Origin of the sequence: Bradyrhizobium sp. (assembly GCF_035570375.1) — a bacterium.
GTDB lineage: Bacteria > Pseudomonadota > Alphaproteobacteria > Rhizobiales > Xanthobacteraceae > Bradyrhizobium.
Map to the genome: position 1 here is coordinate 1 of NZ_DATMLW010000276.1, position 9,158 is coordinate 9,158.

The 9,158-nt window shown below is 61.4% G+C and carries 11 protein-coding genes and 1 tRNA gene; 6 read left to right on the plus strand and 6 right to left on the minus strand.

The genetic code is table 11. The features are described from left to right. Nucleotides 1-189: 189 nt before the first annotated feature. The 3 genes from VNX23_RS30710 to VNX23_RS30720 all read right to left on the minus strand — a co-directional run bounded on the left by VNX23_RS30710 (nucleotide 190) and on the right by VNX23_RS30720 (nucleotide 1,674). Nucleotides 190-699: a site-specific integrase gene (locus VNX23_RS30710; RefSeq protein WP_325635692.1), complete on the minus strand. Its 510-nt coding sequence runs from the start codon at nucleotides 697-699 to the stop codon at nucleotides 190-192. Further along, on the minus strand, nucleotides 606-1,418 hold the full coding sequence (locus VNX23_RS30715; protein WP_325635607.1) for an Arm DNA-binding domain-containing protein: 813 nt from the start codon (nucleotides 1,416-1,418) through the stop codon (nucleotides 606-608). Before VNX23_RS30715 ends, VNX23_RS30710 begins: the two co-directional genes overlap by 94 nt. A 169-nt stretch (nucleotides 1,419-1,587) precedes the next feature. Beyond that, nucleotides 1,588-1,674: transfer RNA gene (locus VNX23_RS30720), tRNA-Leu, on the minus strand. Between the two features lie 257 nt (nucleotides 1,675-1,931). Here VNX23_RS30720 and VNX23_RS30725 point away from each other — a divergent pair. Continuing rightward, complete coding sequence (locus tag VNX23_RS30725) at nucleotides 1,932-2,906, plus strand: complex I NDUFA9 subunit family protein (RefSeq protein ID WP_325635609.1); 975 nt, start codon at nucleotides 1,932-1,934, stop codon at nucleotides 2,904-2,906. A gap of 177 nt (nucleotides 2,907-3,083) precedes the next feature. Here VNX23_RS30725 and VNX23_RS30730 read toward each other — a convergent pair whose 3' ends face one another. Beyond that, on the minus strand, nucleotides 3,084-3,890 hold the full coding sequence (locus VNX23_RS30730; RefSeq protein WP_325635611.1) for an undecaprenyl-diphosphate phosphatase: 807 nt from the start codon (nucleotides 3,888-3,890) through the stop codon (nucleotides 3,084-3,086). A gap of 190 nt (nucleotides 3,891-4,080) precedes the next feature. Here VNX23_RS30730 and VNX23_RS30735 point away from each other — a divergent pair, with 190 nt between their 5' ends. Then, complete coding sequence (locus tag VNX23_RS30735; protein WP_325635613.1) at nucleotides 4,081-4,773, plus strand: glutathione S-transferase family protein; 693 nt, start codon at nucleotides 4,081-4,083, stop codon at nucleotides 4,771-4,773. A gap of 220 nt (nucleotides 4,774-4,993) precedes the next feature. Next, nucleotides 4,994-6,109, plus strand: coding sequence for a tRNA epoxyqueuosine(34) reductase QueG (queG, locus tag VNX23_RS30740; RefSeq protein WP_414643114.1), 1,116 nt, complete (start codon nucleotides 4,994-4,996; stop codon nucleotides 6,107-6,109). A 6-nt stretch (nucleotides 6,110-6,115) separates the two neighbouring features. Here the strand turns inward: queG and VNX23_RS30745 are convergent, their stop codons facing one another. Beyond that, nucleotides 6,116-6,904: an alpha/beta hydrolase gene (locus VNX23_RS30745; protein ID WP_325635617.1), complete on the minus strand. Its 789-nt coding sequence runs from the start codon at nucleotides 6,902-6,904 to the stop codon at nucleotides 6,116-6,118. Between the two features lie 387 nt (nucleotides 6,905-7,291). Between VNX23_RS30745 and infC the strand changes: the two genes are divergently transcribed. Beyond that, nucleotides 7,292-7,831 (plus strand): translation initiation factor IF-3, encoded by a 540-nt coding sequence (gene infC / locus VNX23_RS30750; RefSeq protein ID WP_325635694.1) that lies wholly within the window; start codon nucleotides 7,292-7,294, stop codon nucleotides 7,829-7,831. Between the two features lie 227 nt (nucleotides 7,832-8,058). Here the strand turns inward: infC and VNX23_RS30755 are convergent, their stop codons facing one another. Next, on the minus strand, nucleotides 8,059-8,484 hold the full coding sequence (locus tag VNX23_RS30755) for a hypothetical protein (protein ID WP_325635619.1): 426 nt from the start codon (nucleotides 8,482-8,484) through the stop codon (nucleotides 8,059-8,061). Between the two features lie 271 nt (nucleotides 8,485-8,755). On the opposite strand from VNX23_RS30755, the gene rpmI reads away from it, so the two are divergent. Together rpmI and VNX23_RS30765 are read left to right on the plus strand one after the other, a co-directional pair. Next, nucleotides 8,756-8,956, plus strand: coding sequence for a 50S ribosomal protein L35 (gene rpmI / locus VNX23_RS30760; RefSeq protein ID WP_008539890.1), 201 nt, complete (start codon nucleotides 8,756-8,758; stop codon nucleotides 8,954-8,956). Between the two features lie 61 nt (nucleotides 8,957-9,017). Beyond that, nucleotides 9,018-9,158: 50S ribosomal protein L20 (locus VNX23_RS30765; protein WP_325635696.1), on the plus strand; the 141-nt coding region annotated here is incomplete at its 3' end.

Genomic DNA, 9,158 nt, shown 5'->3' on the forward strand with positions numbered 1-9,158 from the left:
GCTAACTCCGTCGGGCAATGAGTTAAGAATTAGCCGAATTTGGTGCTCATCAAACCTCGAGGAAGCGCCTGTCATTCCGTCTCCTTAACCTGGCCGACGGCGACCCAGCGAGACTACGTTCGCTTGATCTTTTCGATAAACTCGAGCGGAAGCCGTGGATAGTCAGTTTGTCTATTGGCGTTGCTCAAGCTACGCCCCCTTGAACTGCAACACTCGCCCACCGTTTCGCAACGTGTCGAGATGGTCCGCCCACCATGTCATCAGCTTCACACGCTCATCCCAATAGTCGCCGCGCGCGTAGGCACGGCGCACCGCGTTCGGCTCGACGTGAGCCAGCGCCGCCTCGATAGCGTTAACGCTCCACTTGCCGCTTTCGTTGGCCAGCGTCGAGAACGTCGAGCGGAAGCCGTGCGCGGTAGCGTCATCCTGCGAGACGCCAATCCGGCGCAAGGCCCCGTTCATGGTGTTTTCGGAAATTGGCCGCGTGGTTCTGCCGATGCCTGGAAAGACCAGCCCGCCGACAAGATGCCCCGTAATAGGATGCAGCTTTTTGAGGATTGCAACGGCTTGCGCAGGCAATGGAATGCGGTGGGCCCGACGCATCTTCATGCGTTCGGCCGGAATGCCCCATACGGCGCTATCCAAATCAAGTTCGGCCCATGTCGCACAGCGCAACTCGCCCGGCCGGCACGCCAGCATGGCCAGCAATTGCAGCGCGGCCTTTGTTGTGGGCTGGCCTTTGAAACCATCAATGGCCCGCAACAAGCCACCGAACGCCAGCGGTTCGGTGAAGCCGCCCGCGACTTCACCTTCGGCGCTACAATGGCGCCTTTCAATGCTTGCGTCGGGTCGTTCGGCGCCCGTGCCGTCACTACCGCGAGACGGAACACCGCACCGATGACAGACCGCAATCGCCTTGCCGTTTCCAGCTTGCCTTCGGCTTCGAGCGGTTGAAGCACGCGCAGGACTTCCCCGGCGGTAATCGAGCCAATCGGGAGAGGTCCAAGGGACGCCTTGGCCATGCCAAGCAGCCATTCGACCTTGCTGGCGGTGACGGACGCCACACCGTCCCGCTTCTTCCTGGCGAGCAATTCGTCGGCCACCGTCCCGAACGTGTTGGCGAGAGATTCGGCTTGCGCGGCCTTCACACGCCGTCTGTGAGCGGCCGGGTCGATACCCTGCCGCAACAGCGCCTTGGCCTCATTGCGCCGGGCTCGCGCCGCCTCAAGCGTGACACCCGCCGGCGCCGTTCCGTAGGCACCGATGGCCAGTTTCTTCTGTCGCCCTCCAAAGCGGTAAGCGAGATACCAAAGTTTGCCGCCCGTGGGCGTGACCCAGAGCTGCAGCCCACCACCATCTGACAACTTCGCAAGCCGTTCGCCTGGCCTAGCCTTCCGAATTGCAACATCGGTGAGCATGTTCGTTTCCCAAAGAGTGTTGGCCTAAAGGCCAACAAAAAGGCCAACAATTTTCGCGACTGTCAACGAACGGGAACGAACGTACACACCCGGCAGGCATGTAAAAAGACGTTATTTCAATCGCTTGGTAGCACAAAACGAACGGTGGAGAACGAGGGAGAACACTAGGTGGTGCCCAGGAAAGGACTCGAACCTTCACGGCTGTGAGGCCACTGGCACCTGAAGCCAGCGCGTCTACCAATTCCGCCACCTGGGCATGGGGCCGCTAGTTAAGGATCGGTCGCGCGGTTGTCAAATTCGGCAAACGCCGCCTTTCGCGCAAGCACGATTTGGCGCAAAACGCGCGCCTTCTCCGGCGCCGGACAGCGAAAAGGCACGCCCCGCTTTGCAGCCCGCGGCTTTCGAGGTCGTCGTCATCCTCAAACAGGCTGTACACCCGGGGTTTGATGGCGTATCGGCAGGCGGCTAAATATGCCGGCGAGAAACCGAATTTGATCCGCAGGAACCGACCCCATGGCATCGAATCTGGACACCCTGGTCACAATTTTCGGAGGATCGGGTTTTCTCGGACGAAGCGTGGTCCGCGCGCTGTGCAAGCGCGAATATCGCATCCGCGTCGCGGTGCGGCGGCCGGAACTGGCCGGCCACCTGCAGCCGTTGGGCAGGGTCGGCCAAATTCATGCGGTGCAGGCCAATTTGCGCTACCCGGCCTCGGTCGAGGCGGCGATGCGCGACGCCGGAATCGCGATCAACCTGGTTGGCATCCTCGCCCCGGGCGGCGCGCAGACATTCGATTCGGTGCAGGCTCAAGGCGCGGGCACGGTAGCGAAGGCCGCCGCCGCCGCGGGCGCGCGAATGGTGCATGTTTCCGCGATCGGGGCGGATGAGAATTCGCCCTCGCACTACGCGCGCTCCAAGGCGGCCGGCGAAAAAGCCGTGCTCTCAGCCACCCCAACCGCCACGATCTTCCGCCCCTCCGTCGTATTCGGGCCCGAGGATGATTTCACCAATCGTTTTGCCGGGCTGGCGCGGATGTCGCCGGCGCTGCCGCTGATCGGCGGCGGCCTGACCAAACTGCAGCCGGTCTATGTCGGCGATGTCGCCACCGCGATTGCCGAGGCCGTGGACGGCAAGGCAAAATCCGGTGCGACTTACCTGCTCGGCGGTCCGGAAGTGCTGAGCATGCGCGAGATCATGGAACTGATCCTTGCGATCACCGAACGCAAGCGCATGCTGGTGTCGCTGCCGTTCCGGCTCGCCAGATTGCAGGCGCTGTTCTTGCAATTTGCGCCGGGGCCGCTGAAGCTGACGCCCGACCAGGTCGAGCTGTTGCGCAGCGACAACGTCGTGTCGGAGAGCGCGCGGGCCGAAGGGCTCACGCTGGAAGGGCTTGGAATTTTGCCCGATTCAATGGAAGCGGTTCTGCCGCAATATCTCTGGCGCTTCCGAAAGGCGGGACAGTTCTCGCAGCCGCGCGGCGCTGCTTAAGCTGGCACCCGGGATAACCCGACTGCGTCATTGCCGGGCATAGCCATCCGAAAGGACAGGCGTGCTTTCGCTCGCCTGTGCTGCAATCATTCATTCGCTAGAGGTTTTTCTTGAAGAAGCGATGGATGCGCGGGTCGCGCCCGCGCATGACGCCGACAGCAACAGCCTTTCCGGTTTTCACTTCCCCAGCGCCAGCGCGATCAGGCCCAGCGTGCCGACGATGACGCGCCACCACGCAAACAACGTGAAGCCGTGGCGGGTGACGTAACTCAAAAACGTCTTCACCACGATGATCGCGGTGATGAACGACACCACGAACCCGATCGCCACTATTCCCAAGTGATCGGTCGTCATGTCGGCGCGGTTCTTGTAAAAATCATAGACGAATGCGCCGACCATGGTCGGAATGGCGAGGAAGAACGAGAACTCCGCCGCCGCGCGCTTGTCGGCGCCAAGCAGCATGGCTGCAACGATCGAGGCGCCCGAGCGCGAAACGCCGGGAATCATGGCCAGGCATTGCGCAAAACCGATCCACAAATAGGTGAGCAGGGGAAATTTCGTGGCGTCGTGCAGATGCGGCTTTTGATCGATCTGATCGACCCACAACAGGATGGCGCCGCCGACAATCAGCGAAAAACACACCACCCACGGATTGAACAGCACCTCCTTGATGTATTTGCCGGCGATCAGGCCGATGATGACGGCCGGCAAAAATGCCACCAGCACGCCGATGACGAAGCGGCGGTCGTCCGCATTGGAAAACATCCCGAGTGCAATTCGCCACAGCTTGGCGAAATAGATCACCAGGATCGCGAGGATAGCCCCGAGCTGGATCAGAACGGTGAAAGTGTTCCAGAAGTTGCCCTGTCCGAGATCGAAGAAGCGCTCGGCGAGCAGGAGATGGCCCGTCGACGAAACGGGGAGGAATTCGGTGACGCCCTCGATGATTCCCAGAATCACCGCCCGCAGCGAATCAGACATCATAATCAATGCCTCGCGATCAATTTCGGCCGAAAAAAGCCGGGTTCTTCTCGCTTATTCGCATCCCGACCGCAACGTCAAAAAACGCGAAAACAGTGGGTTGCCTCGACCTGGAGCTTCTGTAGTTTGGCGCGCTTCTGTCGGCGGCCTGCCGCATAGGAAGTATTAAGACTACAAATCTATCAAAGGCCTTATGTTCACGCTGTTTCATCACCCCTTCTGCCCGCATTCGCGCTTCATTCGTCTCGCGGTCGGCGAACTTGGCCTCGAAACGCGTCTGGTGGAAGAGCGAGCATGGGAACGGCGCGAAGCCTTTCTGGCGCTCAATCCCGCCGGCACGACGCCGGTACTGATGGCCGAAGGCGGGCCCGCGGTTCCGGGCGCATCGATCATCGCGGAATATCTCGATGAGACCCATGGCGAGGCGCTGGCGCAACGACGATTGCTGCCATCCACCCTGAGCGAGCGCATCGAAGTGCGGCGCCTGATGGCCTGGTTCAATGAAAAGTTTTTCGAGGAGGCCTCCAACCCGCTGGTCACCGAGCGTATCTACAAGCGCTTCATGAGAGAGGATCATGGCGGCGGCCCGCCGGCCGCGGATGTGATCCGCGCGGCGAAGGCAAATGTGCGCTATCATCTGGCGTATATCGGCTGGCTGGCGGGGACGCGGAACTTTCTGGCCGGCGAGCGCCTCACCTATGCGGACCTCGCCGCCGCAGCGCATCTTTCGGCGATCGATTATCTGGGCGACGTTCCATGGGTCGAGGACGACGCAGCAAAGGCATGGTACGCGCGAGTGAAGTCGCGCCCCTCGTTCCGTCCGCTTCTGAGCGACTGGCTGGCAGGCGTGCCGGCGTCGCGGACCTACGTGGACCTCGACTTCTGAACAACCCCGGTCTCGTTCCCCGGATGCTGCGCAACGCAGGGGGCCGCACCTTCTGCGGCCATCTGTGGTGCGCTGCCGATCTGCGGCCCATCCTTTTATGCGGCGACCTTGTGGGTCCGGGCCCTGCGGAGCAGCGTAGCGGACGATGCTTCGCATCGCCGCGAGAACGCTGCGCCCCGTCCGGGACACGACGAAACATCTGCGCTTCGGGGAGCGTCCGGTGAGTGCCATCCTCAAGGAGTCGCTAACTCGACAGGCATCCCTGCTCGGCTTCGACTGCATCGGCGTGACCGATCCCGGCGCGATTGCACAAGCCGGCCGCCATTTCCGCGAATTCCTCGATTCAGGCGCCCATGGCGACATGGAGTGGCTCGCGGCAAATCCGGAACGCCGCAGCGATCCGCGCACCCTATGGTCGCAAGTTCGCTCCGTGATCATGCTGGGGGTCAATTACGCACCCGATGAAGATCCGCTCGCGATCCTGCAACAGCGCACGCGCGGCGCGATCTCGGTCTACGCCCAGGGCGACGACTATCACGACGTGATCAGGAAGCGGCTGAAGGCGCTGGCGCGATGGCTGGTCGCTGCAGGTGGCGGCGACGTCAAGGTGTTCGTCGACACCGCAGCGATCATGGAAAAGCCGCTGGCCCAAGCGGCGGGGCTCGGCTGGCAGGGCAAGCACACCAACCTTGTGTCGCGGCAATTCGGATCGTGGCTGTTTCTGGGCGTGATCTTCACCACGTCCGAACTGCCGCGCGATGAAGCCGACATTGATCACTGCGGCTCGTGCCGCGCTTGCCTCGACATCTGCCCGACCGCGGCCTTTCCGGCCCCCTACAAGCTCGACGCGCGGCGCTGCATTTCCTATCTCACCATCGAGAACAAGGGGCCGATTCCGCGCGAATTCCGCAAGGCGATGGGTAACCGCATCTATGGCTGCGACGATTGCCTGGCGGTCTGTCCCTGGAACAAATTCGCGCAAGCCTCGCATGAGGCCAAACTGGCGCCGCGAGGCGGGTTGCGCGCGCCCGATCTTGCCGCACTTGCGCGGCTCGATGACGCTTCGTTTCGCGCCCTGTTTGCGAAATCGCCGGTCAAGCGCACCGGGCGCGATCGCTTCATCCGCAATGTGCTGATTGCGATCGGCAACTCCAACGACCGCGCGCTGGCAGCCGAAGCCGAACGATTGCTCGGCGATGCAAGCGAATTGGTGCGCGGCGCCGCCGTGTGGGCGTTGTCGCAATTACTGCCGCCGAACGAGTTTGCGAGCCTTGCATCAAGGGCCGCGCCGGCCGAGATCGATGCGAGCGTCAAGGCGGAATGGCATCTCTCTTAGAGAAACTCAGCCCATCTCTGCCACTGCCGCAATGATTCGCGCGATGTCCTGGGGCCGCGACAGGCGATGATCGCCGTCCTGGATCATGGTCAGCACCACATCATCGGCCGGCAGCCGGTGCACGAGCGCAAAAGCGTGGCGCCAGGGTACGTCGGGATCCTGCGCTCCCTGCAAAATGCGAACCGGGCATCCGACCTCGATGGCGCTCCCCAAAAGGAGATGCTTGCGGCCCTCTTCGATCAGGTTGCGGGTGATCGGATAGGGATCGCCATATTCGGAGGGGCGCAGCCAGATTCCCTTTGTTTCGATTTCCTGCCGGATTTTTGGCGAAAAATCCTTCCACATCAGCTCTTCGGTGAAGTCGGGCGCCGGCGCGATCAAGACGAGGCCGGCGAGCGAGGCGCGAGGGGCCGGACGAGCGGCGACTTCGCGCGCCAGCAACAGCGCCATCCAGCCCCCCATCGAGGAACCGATCACCACCTGGGGTCCGTCGCAAAAGTCCTCGAACACCGCGACGCTCTCTTCCAGCCAGCGCCCGATGGTGCCGTCGACAAAATCGCCGCCGGATTCGCCATGACCGGAATAATCGAACCTGACGCAGGCGCGATTTTGCGTCTCCGCCCACGCGTCCAACGCCAGCGCCTTGGTGCCCTGCATGTCGGACTTGAAGCCGCCGAGCCAGAACAACCCCGGCGAGCCGCCGGCGCGGGCGCGGACCGCGATTCGGCGCGTTTCGTTCGCGTTTCCGACCTCGATGAAGCCGGGATTTTGTTCGATTGTCGCGGAACCGGTCATGGATGGGCACTTTCGGTTTGTTCTGTTTGAGTGAGCCGGAGCGGTCCGTCAACGAAGCACCGCCGATACCGCCGATCTTTGATCCCTTTACCGCAAGCGGCAGACTTTTCCTTTGAGATTTCGGATCGATAAAGCCCGGCTGGAATCACCGCCTCGCTGTGGAGGCCAGCAAATCTCGAAAAACGGCACCCGTGCTAGCGCCGCTTGCGGAGCGCACCTGCTCGCTTTATCTGCGGTCGTGAACCATTTACGAGGAACGGCGTTGTCGGCGTGGCCAAAATGCCTCGCATTTGATGCTTTTTTTGTCGCTGCGACGCCACTTGGCTTGCCCGCGAAGCTTTAATCCTTCAAACTACAATCTTCGTTCACAACTTTGGAGAAGTACCCATTCGCCGTCCCAACAGAGCTCCGCCCGCTGCTACCAAAGACGGGCCGCGTACCAATGATGAAATCCGCAACGCACAGGTCCAGCTGATCGATCAGAACGGCACCAACCAGGGCACCGTCGAGACGATCCTCGCCATCAGGATGGCGCTCGAAGCCGGCATGGACCTGGTGGAAATCTCGCCCAATAACAATCCTCCCGTTTGCAAGATCATGGACTACGGGAAATTCAAGTATTCGGCGCAAAAGAAAGCGGCTGAAGCCCGCAAAAAGCAGAAGATCGTCGAGATCAAGGAGATCAAGCTCCGGCCGATGATCGACGACCACGACTACGACGTGAAGATGCGCGCCATGCAGCGCTTCTTCGAAGAAGGCGACAAGGTCAAGGTCACCTTGCGCTATCGTGGCCGTGAAATGGCGCATCAGGAAATCGGCACCAAGCTTTTGGACAAGGTCAAAAGCGATGTCGCGGAGTTCGCCAAGGTCGAACAGGACGCGCGTTTCGAAGGCCGCCAGGTGGTAATGGTTCTGGCGCCACGCTGATCGGGCCGATCAGCGCGCGTTTTTCGAGCGAAGTGGATGCCGGTTCGCAAAGCGATTGAGGCCCTGGTTCTGATTCAACCAGAACGATCGGAACGAACAATCGTCCCCGCTTTGGCGGGGACGATTCGCGGAGGAACCCTTAGATCTTTGTTGAGCATGATCTCCGCGCAAATGCGTTCCGCGTTTGTCGCGAGGGGAAACCGGATTTCACGTTTCCGGATCATGCTCTAGCCTCGGCTTGCCTGCCAGATGCCGCTGCAGCGGTCGCCCGAGATGATACCGCTCCACCTGCCCGCACCGGCATTGCCGACAAGCCGGCCGGTGCCGCTGGCCGCGGACAATCCGAGGCTGATCCGCACCGAGACATAGCCGGCAGCGCTGATGCCACCGGTCACCTTGCCGCCTCCGGCGGAAATAAGCCGTCTGCCCGAGACGATGAACGGAGCACTGTTGGTCGAGCTGCAATTGCCCGCGCGCGTCACGAACACCACGTTCCAGTTGCCGTCAAAGGCCCCGGCCGAGCGCACGGCCCTCGCGTCCGCTGCACTGGGCGCCGCGGCTGCGCCTGCAAGAACGATCAGGGCGAATATCCGAAGCCAGGCGCCGGTGCGACGGAAAAGACGTGCGGAAATGGCAAATGATCGGACCGACATTGTCGTTTTCACCCGTTTTTTCGAAGTGCCGCTTGCCGGCGATTTACGATTCGTCGCTTCAGCTAATTTCGCGGTTCATCGTTGCCAAGGCCTGACAGTTCTGCGATAAGCGCGACCTTCATCGCCCGGCTGATCAAGGGCTGCCGTGGCGATGTCTGGTGCGGATTGTCGCTTTTCGCGATAATCTTTAGCACTTTCAACGCTCTAGCGAGCATTTTCAGTCGGGAAGCCGCCCCCTGGGCGGGTTTTTCCACGGCAACAGGAGAGCCAAATGCCCAAGCTGAAGACCAAATCGGGCGCAAAAAAGCGTTTCAAGGTGACCGCCACCGGCAAAGTGATGCACGCCCAGCGCGGCAAGCGTCACGGCATGATCAAGCGGACGAAGAAGCAGATTCGCCAGTTGCGCGGCACCCGGGTGCTGTTCAAGACCGACGGCGACAACGTCAAGAAATATTTCCTGCCCAACGCCTGATCGCGCGCCGCGTCCCTCGCCGCTACTCGTCACCCATTTTTCACCGTCAAGGAGACCCGTGATGTCTCGCGTCAAACGCGGTGTGACCTCTCACGCCAAGCACAAGAAAGTCTACAAGGCCGCCAAGGGCTATTATGGCCGCCGCAAGAACACGATCCGCGCCGCGAAGCCCGCAGTCGAAAAGGCGGCTCAATATGCCTTC